General features: G+C 66.2%; 9 protein-coding genes. 8 read left to right on the forward strand and 1 reads right to left on the reverse strand.

Features of this window, described 5'->3' with window-relative positions; genetic code table 11:
• Nucleotides 1-251 precede the first annotated feature (251 nt).
• The 5 genes from EFAMC2_RS08320 (at nt 252) to uvrA (ending at nt 8,731) form a co-directional block, all read left to right on the forward strand.
• Nucleotides 252-1,466, forward strand: a complete 1,215-nt coding sequence (locus tag EFAMC2_RS08320) for an iron-containing alcohol dehydrogenase (RefSeq protein ID WP_154028512.1) — start codon at nt 252-254, stop codon at nt 1,464-1,466.
• 304 nt (nt 1,467-1,770) lie between these two features.
• Complete coding sequence (locus EFAMC2_RS08325; RefSeq protein ID WP_154028514.1) at nt 1,771-2,469, forward strand: TetR/AcrR family transcriptional regulator; 699 nt, start codon at nt 1,771-1,773, stop codon at nt 2,467-2,469.
• Between the two features lie 188 nt (nt 2,470-2,657).
• The gene (locus EFAMC2_RS08330; protein WP_222838573.1) at nt 2,658-3,389 is read left to right on the forward strand and encodes a class I SAM-dependent methyltransferase; all 732 of its coding nucleotides are present in this window, start codon (nt 2,658-2,660) and stop codon (nt 3,387-3,389) included.
• A gap of 283 nt (nt 3,390-3,672) precedes the next feature.
• Nucleotides 3,673-5,343 (forward strand): acetolactate synthase large subunit, encoded by a 1,671-nt coding sequence (locus EFAMC2_RS08335; protein WP_154028518.1) that lies wholly within the window; start codon nt 3,673-3,675, stop codon nt 5,341-5,343.
• A 448-nt stretch (nt 5,344-5,791) separates the two neighbouring features.
• Nucleotides 5,792-8,731, forward strand: coding sequence for an excinuclease ABC subunit UvrA (gene uvrA / locus EFAMC2_RS08340; RefSeq protein WP_154028520.1), 2,940 nt, complete (start codon nt 5,792-5,794; stop codon nt 8,729-8,731).
• Nucleotides 8,732-8,965: 234 nt separating this feature from the next.
• Here the strand turns inward: uvrA and EFAMC2_RS08345 are convergent, their stop codons facing one another.
• Nucleotides 8,966-9,661, reverse strand: a complete 696-nt coding sequence (locus EFAMC2_RS08345; RefSeq protein ID WP_154028522.1) for an aspartate/glutamate racemase family protein — start codon at nt 9,659-9,661, stop codon at nt 8,966-8,968.
• 154 nt (nt 9,662-9,815) lie between these two features.
• Here EFAMC2_RS08345 and ybaK point away from each other — a divergent pair, with 154 nt between their 5' ends.
• The 3 genes from ybaK to EFAMC2_RS08360 all read left to right on the forward strand — a co-directional run bounded on the left by ybaK (nt 9,816) and on the right by EFAMC2_RS08360 (nt 13,732).
• Complete coding sequence (ybaK, locus tag EFAMC2_RS08350; protein ID WP_154028524.1) at nt 9,816-10,322, forward strand: Cys-tRNA(Pro) deacylase; 507 nt, start codon at nt 9,816-9,818, stop codon at nt 10,320-10,322.
• Between the two features lie 2 nt (nt 10,323-10,324).
• Nucleotides 10,325-12,301, forward strand: a complete 1,977-nt coding sequence (locus tag EFAMC2_RS08355) for a murein biosynthesis integral membrane protein MurJ (RefSeq protein WP_261980211.1) — start codon at nt 10,325-10,327, stop codon at nt 12,299-12,301.
• Between the two features lie 153 nt (nt 12,302-12,454).
• Entirely contained in the window at nt 12,455-13,732 is a 1,278-nt protein-coding gene (locus tag EFAMC2_RS08360) for a C40 family peptidase (protein WP_154028526.1), read from the forward strand.
• Nucleotides 13,733-13,752 lie beyond the last annotated feature (20 nt).

A 13,752-nucleotide genomic window follows, 5' to 3' on the forward strand; every position in this document is an offset into this window, starting at 1 on the left:
CGAGGCCAGGTACAAGGCCCAGGGGCAGTAAACGGCAAGACGGCAGCATCTGAATGGGCCGTCCCCTGGCTTTCCGGCTGTACCGAATCTTTGCCAACTTGCATTAATCTCTTCACCTTCGGGCACTATGCTAGTTCGTGTACAGGCGTGCCCTGGCATGTGCCCAGCTCATGGACTGTGCCTGCTTGCCGGTGTGGTGCGAGATTCGTGCCCTCGGCAGGCTTCGCGCGCCGCGACCGGAGGGAGTACAGATGGACGCATACAACTTCTTTGCGCCAACGCGGGTGCTGTTTGGCCCCGGCAAGCTCAACGAGCTTGGAGACCAGAAGCTTCCGGGCTCGAAGGCCCTGCTCGTCACCACGGGCGGCAAGTCCGTCAAGGCGAACGGCTACCTTGCTCGCGTCGAGGCCGAGCTCGACCGTGCCGGCGTGGCCCACGTGCTGTTCGACCGCATAGAGCCCAACCCGCTCCGCTGCACGGTCAAAGACGGTGGCTGGATGGCGCGCCAGGAGGGCTGCGACTTCGTGCTCGCCCTTGGCGGCGGCAGCGTCATGGACGGCTCCAAGGGCATCTGCGTGGTGGCTTCCAACCCGCACCATGATGCGGATGGCAACGAGGAGCCGGGTGACATCTGGGACTACGTGATGGGTGGCAGCGCCAAGGGCCTGCCCATCCCCAACGACCCGCTGCCGCTCGTGTGCGTCACCACCACGGCGGGTACCGGTTCCGAGACCGACGCCGGCGGCGTCATCTCCTGCGAGGAGAACGACGAGAAGCTGCGCCTGGGCGACCCGCGCCTGTTCGCGCGCCTCGCCATCGTGGACCCGGAGCTTATGCTGACGGTGCCGCCGCGCCTGACCGCCTTCCAGGGCTTCGACGCCATGTTCCACAGCATCGAGTGTTTCATTGCGAACAACCACAACTACATGGGTGACATGATCTGCCGAGAGGGCATCAGGAACGCCGCCGCGTCCCTGCCCGCCTGCGTGAATGATGTCAAGAACCTCGAGGCGCGCACGCAGCTGGCCTTCGCCAACACGCTGGGCGGCTATGCGATGGTGTGCTCGGGCTGCTGCGGCTGCCACGGCACGGAGCACGCCATGAGCGCCCATCACCACAGCCTTCCGCACGGCGCGGGCCTCATCATGATTGCTGCCGCCTACCACCAGCACATGATCGACGCCCACGCCTGCGATGACCGCTACGAGGAGATGGCCCGTCTCATGGGCGCCACAGAGGCTGAGATTGCCGAGCGCGGGCCCGAGGCGTTCATCGACCACCTCGAGCTGCTCAAGCGCGAGTGCGGCGTGGACGGCCTGCGCATGAGCGACTGGGGCATCACCGAGGACGAGCTGGACTCGATGGCCACGAACGGACTCGAGACCAACGCCGCCCTCTATGCGCACGATCCCGCGCCGCTCTCGCATGACGATGTGGTGGCCATCCTCAAGAAGAGCTACCGCTAGGGCTGGCTCCAGCACGAGGCGAATGCATCCGACCGGGCTGCGGGCGCGAGGGGCTGCCGGCAACGGTCTCGCGCCGGGGCTTGCGGGCGAGCTACGTCGGCGGCGGACGATCGACGGTGGCCGAGTGGCGCCGGAACTGGGTGCCGATCGTCGAGCCCGTGAGCTTCCGGGGCCATCCGCCGAGCGAGTGCGCCGTGGTCGTTGACAGAGGCGCCCCTCGCCCCTAGCATTTCCGTTGAACAAGCGTCAATAGTAAGCCGTGGATAACGGTTAACCTGCGGAAACAGTCGAGAGGGACGGCCATATGACACGTTCGGCAAAGCAGTTGGGAGAGCGTCGGGGCGGCGCTGCTGTCGTCCAACGGCCCCGCACCGTCAAGCAGCCGGACGAGCGCAAGCAGGAGATCCTCGACACTGCCATGGGGCTCTTTGCCACGAACGGCTACGACGCCGTCTCCATGCGTGACATCGCCCGTGCAGCCAGCATCACGCCCGGCCTCGTCTATCACTACTTCGACTCCAAGCAGCACCTGTTCGCCGAGGCCTTCGACGCCTATGTCGTGGAGTGCACGAACGCCCTCATCGGCGTGCTCGACGATCCTGAGGTGCCGCTCGCGCGCAAGCTTGACGTGCTGTTCTCCAAGGCCGCGGACGAGGAGAGCCAGCGCTACCATGCGTTCTTCCATGCAAAGGGCAACCGCATGTTCCACGACCACCTCTCGTTTGCCCTTTGCGAGCGGCTCTATCCGCACGTGCTCGCGGCAATCCGCTCCGACGCGCGGGCCCGCGGCATGGAAGTGCGCGAGTCCGAGACCCTGGTGGACTTCGTCATTCACGGGCAGCTCAACCTCATGAGCGCGCACGACGCGCGCGCCGGCGAGCGACTCGACCTCATTCGCGAGTACGTGGAGATTCTGCTCGAGAGTCAGACGCGTCCGACGGGGGAGCAGACGGAAGCCGCCGAGCGTGCCGGGGCGCGGTGGGAGGTTGCCGACGAGGGATAGCCGGGGCGCTTTCGTGCCAAAACGTTAAATCTTGTTCAATGAGTAAGCAATAGTAAACAACCTGCAGGTAAAGGACTTGTAAGGAACGGGAGCTGATTGCTATGACCATGAATGGGGACCTTAACGTCGGTCGAGTCGGGTGCCGTGACGGGGCCGAATGCCTGGGCCGGCCCTCGCAGGGTTGCCCTGTGCCCGGCACCTGGCTGTGCCGTGCGGGCGAGGCATGTGCACGCGAGCGTAAGGAGGCGGTGAGGCGCGCCTACGACCGCATGGCGGCGACGTATGACGAGGGGCGCCGGAGCTTTCACGCCCGCCGTCTGTACCGTCATGTGCTGTGGGAGCTTGCCGGGGCATATCGCGAGTGGCTCTGCCGCGAGCGCAGGGAGCGCCGCCTGGACGCATCGGGCGAGCCCGAGCGTCGCTTCCGCGTGCTCGACGTGGGCTGCGGCACCGGCTACCTCACGGCGCTTGCGGTGGAGGTGCTGCCCTTCGCGCGCCTCACGGGCATCGACATCTCGGACAACATGATTGACAAGGCTCGGGAGCGCCTGGGTGGCAGGGTGCGCCTCTTCGAGGCGGACGCCGAGCATCTCCCGTTTGCGGAGGGGAGCTTCGACGCGGTCCTCGCCAACGACGTCTTCCACCACCTCCCGGACGGCCCCCGTGCCTCGTTCGAGGCGTGGCGCGTCCTCTCGCGCGACGGCATGCTCGTGCTGGGCGACACCTGGGCGCCCGCGCCGGTTCGCGCCGTGATGAATCAGCTCGTGCTTCCGCACTCTGTCGGGGGTGACGTCTGCATTCGCTCGGAGACCGAGCTCACGGGCATGCTGGGTGGCTGGTTTGGCGAGGTTGCCTGGCGGCGCATCGGCGCGGACTCCTGCCTCGTGGTGGCGCGCAAGTCCGCACCGGATCTGAGGTAGGAGACCCTGCACGGGACGGCCCCGCACCCGTGCCGGGAATGGCGTGGGCCCGCCCGCGACGATCACATGCCCGAGGCTTCGGCAAGAAGGCGTTCACGGCGGGCCCACTCGCGCGCGCCAGGCGTGGGCTCCCGGCAGGCGGCGCCTTTCTGCTGCCGCCCCGCGCCGCGGCCCTCTGCGCGCGCCTCGCGCGCCCAACCGTGACGAATGCGTTAACGCGCGACAGACCCTCTCGGATTTGTTGCATACTTTGCTGCCGGAAATCAATCGGAGGGGGAATGGCATGGCAGCAGGTAGCGAGCTCGAGAAGCACCAGATGTCCACGGCGGAGGTGTTGGTCGAGTGCCTCAAGGCCGAGGGCGTGAAGATTGTCTTCGGCATTCCGGGCGAGGAGAACCTCGACCTCATGTTCGCACTCAAGCACAGCGACATCCGCTTCATCCCAACTCGTCACGAGCAGGGCGCCGCCTTCATGGCCGATGTCTACGGCCGCCTCACGGGGCACGCCGGTGTGTGCCTCGCCACGCTTGGCCCTGGCGCCACGAACCTCGTCACCGGCGTGGCCGACGCCTTCCTCGACGGCGCGCCGCTCGTGGCCATCACGGGCCAGGTCTCCAGCGAGCTCATGCAGTTCACGAGCCACCAGTACCTGGACCTCTCGGCCATGTTCTCGCCTATCACGAAGCGCTCCAAGGTGGTCATGCGCCCGGATACCGTAGCCGAGATCTGCCGTCTGGCCTTTAAGTACGCCGAGGCCCCCAAGCCCGGTGCCACCCACATCGACCTGCCCAAGAACGTGGCGCACATGCCCAGCCCAGCGCGCCCGCTGCGCAAGCAGACCCCGCCGGCGCTCTACGCGGACCCGGCGAGCGTCATCGAGGCCGCCAGGCTCATCTCCGAGGCCAAGAACCCCCTGATCCTCGTTGGCGCGGGGGCTGTGCGCGGCAACGCGAGCGAGGCCGTGCGCTCAATGGCCGAGCGCCTGCACATCCCGGTGGCGCAGACCATGATGGGCAAGGGCGTCATCCCCACCGACTCTCCGTGGCGCCTGGGCGTGGTGGGAATTCCCCAGCACGACTACATCATCGACGCCTTCGACGAGGCCGACCTCGTCATTGGCGTGGGCTACGACCTCATCGAGTGCGCGCCCACCAAGTGGCACACCCACCCCATGAAGATCGTGAACATCGCGGGTCTGCCGGCGGACGTCAACCAGTACTACGAGCCCAACGTCGAGGTCACGGGCGACATCTCCGACAGCATCTACCAGATTCTGCGCACGGCGCGTCGCGACGACAAGCCCGAGCCCACGGCCATGCTCGAGGTGGGCCGCCGCCTGCGCGAGGACTTCGATGAGCTGGCGGCGAGCGATGCCTATCCGATGAAGCCCGCGCGCATCCTCAAGGACGTGCGTTCGGTGATGGGCCGCTTCGACATCCTCGTGTCCGACGTGGGTGCCCACAAGATCTGGATTGGCCGCGACTATCCCTGCTATGAGCCGCGTACCTGCCTCATCTCCAACGGCTTCGCCTCCATGGGCTTCTCCGTGCCGGGCGCCATCGCGGCCAAGCTCGTGCATCCCGAGTGCCGTGTCCTGGCCGTCACCGGCGACGGCGGCTTCATGATGAACAGCCAGGAGCTCGAGACGGCGGTGCGCGAGCACGTGCCTTTCGTCACCCTCATCTGGGAGGACGAGCACTACGGCCTCATCAAGTGGAAGGAGGAGGAGCAGTTCAACGACACCTACGGCGTTGGGTTCACGAACCCGGACTTCAAGGCCTACGCCGAGGCCATGCACTGCCACGGCTACGAGGTCACGAGTGCCGACGAGCTCGTGCCCACGCTCGAGGCGGCGTTTGCCAACGAGGACGCGCCGAGCGTCGTCGTGGTGAAGGTTGACTACTCCGAGAACATGGCCCTCACCGAGCGCCTGCGCGAGGCCTACAGCAAGTAGGCGCCCGAGCGAGCGCGCCTCGAGTCCGCCCGGCTTCGCGCCCGATATGCGCGCAGGGCATTACACCATCGTCGCCGCTGCCGGCGCGGCCATTGCTGCGTTTGGTATGAGGCTCTCGCATCGAGGCCGCGAGCAGTTGGTCGAACCCATATCGCGGCACCTGCGTGAGGGCCTCGCGCCTCACGCAGGTGCCGCGAATCGGATGCTCTAGCTCGCGCGATCAGGCCTCGCGTGGCACGGTATCGAACAACGAACGGATGTTCTGTGAAGCGGGCGCGTCCCTTGGCGCACCCGCTTTGCTGTGGCTAGACTAGAGAGTGAGAATAACTCGGCCGCGCGCCGCGGGTTTCGTCTGGCGCCGTGGTCTGCAACGGCCCCGTCCTGTGGCCCATTGGCTTGGATGGGGTCGAGCGCAATCGTCCCGTTGGGCACGTTCGAGAGGGAGAGCATGGCCTCGGACTCCATCGTCATCCGTGGTGCGCGCGAGCACAACCTGCGCGACATCGACGTCACCATCCCGCGCGACAAGCTCGTCGTGATCACGGGCCTGTCGGGCTCGGGCAAGTCGAGCCTCGCGTTCGACACCATCTACGCCGAGGGTCAGCGCCGTTACGTCGAGAGCCTCTCGAGCTACGCGCGCCAGTTCCTCGGGCAGATGGACAAGCCAGATTTGGATTCTATCGACGGCCTCTCGCCGGCGGTCTCCATCGATCAGAAGACCACCTCTAAGAACCCTCGTTCCACGGTGGGCACGGTCACTGAGATCTACGACTACCTGCGCCTGCTGTTTGCGCGCGTGGGCACGCCGCACTGCCCGGAGTGCGGGCGCGTCATCGAGCGCCAGACGACTGACCAGGTGGCCGACAAGGTCCTCGCCGCGGCGCAGGGGCGTCGCGCGCTCGTGCTGGCCCCCGTCGTCATCGGCCGCAAGGGCGAGTACGCGAAGCTCTTCGAGGACCTCAGGGCCGAGGGCTTCAGCCGCGTGCGCGTCGACGGCGAGGTGCGCGAGCTTGATGAGGAGATCAAGCTCGACAAGAAGCTCAAGCACACCATCGAGGTGGTCGTGGACCGCATCGTGGTGCGCGAGGGCTCGCTCGGCCGCATCGCGGAGGCCGTGGAGCAGGCCACAAAGCTCGCCGCGGGCAAGGTGGGCGTCTTTTTGCTCGCAGACCGCAAGGACCCCGAGCACATGCCGGACGAGCTGCTCGAGTACTCGCTCGCCCTCGCGTGCCCCGTCCACGGCCATTCGATGGACGACCCGCAGCCGCGTGACTTCTCCTTCAATGCCCCGTATGGCGCCTGCCCGGACTGCGACGGCCTGGGCTTCAGACGCGTGGTGGACGCCGAGGCCCTCATCGAAGATCCCACGCTCTCGGTGGCCGACGGCGTCTTTGGCAGCTTCTTCGGCCGCTCCAACTACTATCCGCAGATCTTTGACGCGGTGTGCCGCCATCTCAAGGTGAGCGCGGAGACCCCATGGAAGGACCTGCCCAAGCGGGCGCGCACGGCGCTGCTCGATGGCCTTGGGGACACGAAGATCCGCGTGGACTACCACACGGTGGACGGGCGTGACACGCATTGGCTCACCACCTATGCCGGTGTGCGCAAGATCCTGTTCGAGAAGTACACCGAGACCACCAACGACAACACGCGCGCCCGCCTCGAGAAGTACATCCACGAGGTACCGTGCCCCACGTGCCACGGCGCACGTCTCAAGCCCGAGATTCTGGCCGTGACGGTGGGCGGGAAATCCATTTGGGAAGCCTGCGAGATGAGCTGCCGAGACTCGCTCGCGTTCTTCCGCAACCTCGAGCTCACAGAGCGCCAGCAGTTCATCGGTGGTCGCATCGTGAAGGAGATTGTCGAGCGCCTGCGCTTCCTTGTGGACGTGGGCCTGGACTACCTCACGCTCGCGCGCGCCTCGGCCACGCTCTCCGGCGGCGAGGCCCAGCGCATCCGCTTGGCCACGCAGATCGGCGCCGGCCTCATGGGCGTGCTCTATATCCTCGACGAGCCGAGCATCGGCCTGCACCAGCGCGACAACGACCGCCTCATCAAGACGCTTGAGCGCCTGCGCGACCAGGGCAACACCGTCATCGTGGTCGAGCACGACGAGGACACGATCCGAGCGGCAGACTACGTCATCGACATGGGCCCCGGTGCAGGTGAGCTGGGCGGTGAGGTGACGGCCGCCGGCACGCCGGCGCAAATCTGCGAGAGCCCCCAGTCCATCACGGGTGCCTATCTCACGGGCAGACGGCTCATTCGCGTGCCGGACAAGCGGCGCAAGCCCGGCCGCGGGGCGCTCAAGATCACGGGCGCGCGCCACAACAATCTCAAGAACGTCTCGGCCAAGGTCGAGTTCGGCACGCTCACGGTGGTCACAGGCGTCTCGGGCTCGGGCAAAAGCTCACTCGTTACGGATACGCTGGCGCCCGCGCTCACCAACGCCGTGCACCACTCTCAGCGCCCGGTGGGGGAGTACAAGAAGCTCACAGGCGTGGAGGAGATCGACAAGGTCATCGACGTGGACCAAAGCCCCATCGGCCGCACACCTCGCTCCAACCCGGCAACCTACATCGGGCTTTGGGACGACCTGCGGGCACTCTTCGCGAGCACGCCCGAGAGCCGTGCCCGCGGCTACAGCCCCGGTCGCTTCTCCTTCAACGTTCCCGGTGGGCGCTGCGAGGCCTGCAAGGGCGACGGCCAGATCAAGATCGAGATGAACTTCCTGCCGGATGTCTACGTGCCGTGCGAGGTGTGCCATGGTGCGCGCTACAACCGCGAGACGCTCGAGATGACCTATCACGGGAAGAACATCTCGCAGGTGCTGGATATGAGCGTCACCGAGGCGCTGGCGTTCTTTGGCAACATTCCGCGCATCAAGAACAAGCTGCAGACGCTCTACGACGTGGGCCTCGGCTACATCCGGCTCGGACAGCCTGCCACCACGCTCTCCGGCGGCGAGGCCCAGCGCGTGAAGCTTGCCAAGGAGCTGCACCGCCAGCAGACGGGCCGCACGCTCTACATCCTCGACGAGCCCACGACGGGCCTGCACTTCGAGGACGTGCGCCAGCTGCTCTCTGTGCTGAATCGCCTGGTGGACGCCGGGAACACGGTGCTCGTCATCGAGCATAACCTCGACGTCATCAAGGTGGCGGACCGCCTCATCGACATGGGGCCCGAGGGTGGCGACGGCGGCGGCACCGTGGTGGTGACCGGTACGCCCGAGCAGGTGGCGAAGTGCGCCGAGAGCTATACGGGCAAGTTCCTCGCACCGGTTCTCGAGCGTGCGCGCGAGCTGCAGGCAGCCTTGGACGCGAGCGGCGAGGGGGAGTGGGCGCCCAACCTGCCCGTCCCAGATGCGGAGGCGACGGCAGATATCTAGGCACACGCCGCTCTGGCGTCGTGCCAACCGCTAGGGCCCCTGCGGCCTCGCCGGCCACATCGGTGGGCAGGGTAGCTCTCTGCCGTCGAAGACAGCCCCTGGCGCCCCTCCCCAAGACTCAGCACAAAAAACTGACCCTTTCTGTCGAAATCGAGCAGATACGGTCAGTTTTTTTCGTGCTGAGTTGGGATGATGCGACGGCAGTCGGCGGCGAAGGCCTCTGCTTTATTAAGGCTACTGGTACTGCGCGCCGCTGCGCACGATCGACTCGCGTACGAGCGAGTCCATGGCGTCCAGGCAGATGTCGGGGATGTCATGGTCGCGCTTGATGAGCGAGAGTTCCGTGCAGGCGAGGATGACGGCATCGCACTGCGCGCGGAAGAACTCGGCCATGACGCGGTCGAACTTGTGCATGTTGACGGGGCGTCCTGCCTTCACGTCGTCGTATATGATCGACATGACGTCGGCCTGGCACTCGGGGGACAGCACGACCGGCTTGGCGCCGGCAGCCCCACACTCGCGTGCGTACACGCCCGTGCGGATGGTGCCGTCTGTGGCCATGATGCCGATGCGGTGCACGTCGCCCCGGCCCATGGCCTCGCGCACGGCCTCGCGCGGCATGTGAATGATGGGCACCTTGGTGAAGCTTTGAATCTGGTTGTAAAAGTAGTGCGAGGTATTGCAGGGGATGGCGATGTGGGCGCAGCCCAGCGTCTCAAGCGCCTGAGCGTCGGTGCGCATGACCTCGAGCAGGTGCGTATCGTCACCGGTGAGGATTGCCTTCGTGCGGTCTGGCATGGATGACTGGCTGATGATCACCATGTCGATGTGATCTTGATCGCGCGCGGCAACCGTGTGCTCGATGACCTCCTGGTAAAAGTATGAGGTGGCCTCGGGACCCATGCCGCCGATGACGCCGAGCTTCTCCATCTATGCCCTCCATGCTGGACTCTTGCGCGACATGCGGGCACAGCCCCGCCGCGCCCTCCATACGTCCTTCGCGGTATCAGTGCTTTACTATACCCTCCGGCTGTTGAGAAACGGTGGCCTGTCGCTACGACGGCGGCCGCATGGAGGGAGCGAGATGGCCCGCAAGGACAAGGTGCAGAAGACCAACGCGATGCGCGAGCTCGAGCGTGGGGGCGTGGCCTACACAGCGCTTACGTTCGAGGAGCCAGAGGTGTCGGGCACGAGCGACCTTGGCGTCCAGATCGCCAACATGCTCGGCTACGACCCCGAGCGTGGCTTCAAGACCCTCGTGTGCGTGACGCCTCATGGCGGGCACGTGGTCTGCTGCATTCCCTCGCCGGCCGAGCTCGACCTCAAGCGCGCGGCCGCGGCGGCGGGGGAGAAGTCCCTCTCGCTCATGCATGTGCGCGACCTCGAGCCCACCACGGGCTACGTGCGCGGCGGCTGCTCGCTCGTGGGGATGAAGAAGCGCTTCCCCACGCTCATCGACGAGACGGCCCAGCTCTTCGACACCATCTACATCTCTGGCGGGCGTCGTGGCCTCACGCTCGAGGTGGCTCCCGAGCCGCTCGCGGAGTTCGTGGGGGCAACGTTTGCCGACATCTGCCGGGAGGGTGAGTGAGCATGGCTAAGCACATGGCCAAGCCGGGCGAGGTCCGCTACGACCCGTTCGCCAGCTCAGACGCTGCCGATATCGCGAGCCAGCTGCCCGCCTCCTCCCCGGACGAGACGATGCAGTTCATCATCGCCGCTGACGAGAGCCGCCGCCTGATGGCCGTTCGCGAGGCGGCGCGCGGGCCCGAGATGACCGCCGCCGGTGCCAAGTCGGACGGGGAAGGGGACCTCTTCTCCGCCCCCATCGCGGGTACCGCCCCTACCGCCAGCGCGCCCCGCTCCGCGGGTTCCAGGGCCGGCGCACCCGTCGCAATCATGCACGGTGCCGCTGCGGTACGGCCTAGCGCTGCCAAAATGGTCGCGCCCGGCGAGGACGAGGCGTCCGATGTAGCCGCGGCCCCGAGCGAGCCCGCCATGGGCTCGGAGGAGGCCGTGGGCCGCTCTGCCGCCATGATGAGCGTGCTCGTGATCATCAGCCGCATCACGGGCTTCTTCCGCACCTGGGCCCAGTCCTGGGCGCTCGGCGCCACCGTGATGTCGAGCTGCTACACCGTGGCCAACAATCTGCCCAACCAGCTCTACGAGCTCGTGATGGGCGGCATGCTCGTCACGGCGTTTCTGCCGGTGTATATGTCCGTCAAGAAGAAGATGGGGCGCGAGGGGGCGAGCGCCTACGCCTCCAACCTGCTGTCGCTCGTCACGATTCTGATGGGCGTCCTGGCGGTTCTCGCCTTCGTTTTTGCGGGCCAGGTGGTATGGACGCAGTCCGCGGGCGCCACCGAGGCGTTCGACACAGACCTCGCCGTCTACTTCTTCCGCTTCTTTGCCATCACCATCGTGCTCTACGCGCTGTCCTCGGTCATCTCTGGCGTGCTCAATGCGGAGCGCGACTACCTGTGGAGCACCGCCGCCCCCATCCTCAACAACATCGTGACGATGTTCTCGTTCGTGGGCTACGCCGTGCTGGCCGACGCCAACCCGAGCCTCGCGATTCTCATCCTCGCCCTGGGCGGCTCTGTCTCCGTGCTCGTGCAGGTGCTCGTGCAGATTCCGGCCCTGCTGCGTCATGGCGTGCACCTGACGCTGCGCATCGACATCCACGACCCGCACATCAAAGAGACGCTCTCCATCGGCGTGCCCACGCTGCTCGTGACGCTTGAGAGCTTCGTGACCGTCTCGGTGATGAACAGCAGCGCGCTCTCCGTTGTCGCCAGCGGCGCCTCGATCATCTACTACTCGCGCCTCTGGTACATGCTGCCGTACTCGGTGCTGGCCATCCCCATCACCACGGCGATGTTCACCGAGCTCTCGGACAGCGTGGCACGCGGCGACATGGACGCCTACACCGAAGGCGTGCGCTCGGGCGTGAGCAAGATCGCCTTCATGCTCGTGCCGTTCGCGATGTTCCTCATCACCTTCGCACCCGAGCTCGTGGCCGTGCTGGGGGCGGGTCGCTTCTCGGCACAGGACGCGGCGCTCACCGTGGGCTACCTCCAGACGCTTTCGCTGGCACTGCCGTTCTACGGCGTGAACACCTACCTGCAGAAGGTGTGCTCGTCGCTGCGCCGCATGAAGTCGTTCGTGTGGGCGAGCCTCGTGGGCGGCGTGGTGCAGGTGGCCTTCTGCCTTGGCCTCACGCCCGTCATCGGCCTGCCTGCGGTGGCGCTGAGCTCGATGCTGTTCTTCGTCATCTCCGACGTGCTTACCTTCGTGTTCCTGCACAGGGCGCTGGGGCACATCGGGCTCGGCGGCATCGCAGCGGCCACCCTGCGCTCGCTTGCCCTGGGCCTTGCCGGGTCGCTGGCAGGCTGGGCGATCCTGCGCGCGCTCGAGGCCCTCGTGGCGCCGCTCTCCGGCTCGGTTGTCCAGGCAATTGGCTACTGCATTGCCGGTGGCATGCCCGCGCTCATGGTGACCTTCGGCATCGCGGTTGCCCTGCGCCTGCCTGAGGCCTCATTCGTGAGCACGCTCCTTCGCCGTCGCTAGCTTAGCGCACCCTATCAAACCCTCTACCTCTGCTTGAGAGTTTAAGGCCTCTGACCTCGAAGTTTGTATGCCTTGTGAGCAAAACGCGAATCTCGGTTTTGGAGCCTTTCCCATCTCTCCTATACTGAAGCGCATCCGAAAGGAGAGGATTCGATGCAAACCAACCGCACCCACATAGTCCTCGGACGCAGGCTTGCCGCCTCCGCGCTTATCGCCAGCCTCACGTTCGGGACCGTTCCAACGGCCGCGTTCGCAGCCACTTCCTCCGATCTCCAGACCCAGCTCGAACAGGCTCAGGCCGAGAGCGCCACGTATGAGCAGCAGACTGCCGAGGCGTTCCGGGAGCTCGAGGACTTCCAGGGTCAGCTTGAGGATACTAAGGCCGCCATCGCCTCCACGCGGGACGAGATCGCCCAGAAGCAGGATGAGCTCGAGCAGGCCCAGTCCACCCTCGCCAACCGCGTCTCTGCCGACTACAAGAGCGGCGGCGTCTCGCTCGTGAGCCTCGTCATGGGCTCGTCCTCCGCGGAGGACCTCGTGAGCCGCATCACCTACGCCAACAAGGCCGCCCAGTCGGATGCCGAGGCCATCAGCCAGGTTCAGTCCATCCAGAAGGACCTCGACCAGAAGCAGGCTGACCTCGAGGCCCAGCAGTCCCAGCAGGAGACGCTCGTGGCCGACGCCCAGTCAAAGGCCGACGAGGTCCAGCAGAAGCAGTCGGATCACGAGGCGTACGTGAACAGCCTCTCTGCCGACGTTCAGCAGGCGCTGGCCGAGGAGGAGGCCGCTCGCAAGGCCGAGGAGGAGCGCAAGGCCGCCGAGGCCGCAGCGGCTGCTGCCGCCCAGACCCAGCAGGACGCCAACACGGGTGACGCTGCCAACACGGGCAATGGCGGTACCACGGACAACGGCGCCAGCGAGGAGCAGGGCACTCCGAGCAACAACAACCAGACCACTCCGTCCTCGCCCGCAACCCCCAACAAGCCGAGCAAGAACAACAACACGAGCTCCAACACGAGCACGAACTACGGCTCCGGTGTCTCCGCGGCCATCGCGGCCGCCAAGTCCCAGCTGGGCGTGAGCTACTCCTGGGGCGGCAACGCCATCGCCAACCAGGAGTTCGACTGCTCCGGCCTCGTCTGGTGGGCCTACAGGCAGGCCGGCATCTCCATCCCGCGTGGCCAGCGCATGAGCAACGGCCGCGGAAACTCGATGATTGGCTGGGTGCTCGATGGCGGCGGTTGGGTCACCGACCAGAGCCAGCTGCAGCCCGGCGACCTCATGTTCTGGGGCTCCAGCGTCAACAGCACCACGCACGTGGGCATGTACATCGGCGGCGGCAAGATGATTCACTCCAACTACAACGGCGTGGAGATTGCCAGCGCCTACTACAGCGCCGGCAGCTTCGTGGGCGGCGGTCCCATCGCCTAGCAGGGCGTAACAGACACGCG

Origin of the sequence: Olsenella uli (genome assembly GCF_901212655.1) — a bacterium.
GTDB lineage: Bacteria > Actinomycetota > Coriobacteriia > Coriobacteriales > Atopobiaceae > Parolsenella > Parolsenella uli_A.

What these genes read in the sequence shown, in the direction of transcription:
- EFAMC2_RS08360 (WP_154028526.1), top strand. Translation starts at nt 12,455, where the DNA reads ATGCAAACCAACCGCACCCACATAGTCCTCGGACGCAGGCTTGCCGCC.
- EFAMC2_RS08335 (WP_154028518.1), top strand. Translation starts at nt 3,673, where the DNA reads ATGGCAGCAGGTAGCGAGCTCGAGAAGCACCAGATGTCCACGGCGGAG.
- ybaK (WP_154028524.1), top strand. Translation starts at nt 9,816, where the DNA reads ATGGCCCGCAAGGACAAGGTGCAGAAGACCAACGCGATGCGCGAGCTC.
- uvrA (WP_154028520.1), top strand. Translation starts at nt 5,792, where the DNA reads ATGGCCTCGGACTCCATCGTCATCCGTGGTGCGCGCGAGCACAACCTG.
- EFAMC2_RS08355 (WP_261980211.1), top strand. Translation starts at nt 10,325, where the DNA reads ATGGCTAAGCACATGGCCAAGCCGGGCGAGGTCCGCTACGACCCGTTC.
- EFAMC2_RS08345 (WP_154028522.1), bottom strand. Translation starts at nt 9,661, where the DNA reads ATGGAGAAGCTCGGCGTCATCGGCGGCATGGGTCCCGAGGCCACCTCA.
- EFAMC2_RS08320 (WP_154028512.1), top strand. Translation starts at nt 252, where the DNA reads ATGGACGCATACAACTTCTTTGCGCCAACGCGGGTGCTGTTTGGCCCC.
- EFAMC2_RS08325 (WP_154028514.1), top strand. Translation starts at nt 1,771, where the DNA reads ATGACACGTTCGGCAAAGCAGTTGGGAGAGCGTCGGGGCGGCGCTGCT.